This is a genomic window from Acinetobacter sp. WCHAc060033 (assembly GCF_004209125.1).
GTDB classification, from domain to species: Bacteria; Pseudomonadota; Gammaproteobacteria; order Pseudomonadales; family Moraxellaceae; genus Acinetobacter; species Acinetobacter wuhouensis.
Window position 1 is genome coordinate 1 of sequence record NZ_SGSW01000225.1, and the last position, 245, is coordinate 245.

Sequence of the window (245 nt, forward strand, 5' to 3'; positions counted from 1 at the left end):
CCTCTGAATATTCAATCCTTTGAGCAGATATGGATATTTACGGTGAGCTTGATTGGCCTGACTTAGATTTGGTTTGCAATATAACGCCTGAATACCCATTTTCTTCATTAAAGTACGTGTATGACGTCGTCCTATATGATGTCCTTGACGATTCAATAAATCACGCATCATACGGCTACCTGCAAAAGGGTATTGCATATGTGACTCATCCATACAGCGCATCAGCTTCAGATCTGATTCACTCG

Annotated in this window: 1 protein-coding gene; it reads right to left on the minus strand. The window is 40.8% G+C overall.

Features of this window, described 5'->3' with window-relative positions:
• Window positions 1-245: IS3 family transposase (locus tag EXE10_RS21360; protein ID WP_130114627.1), on the minus strand; the 245-nt coding region annotated here is incomplete at both ends.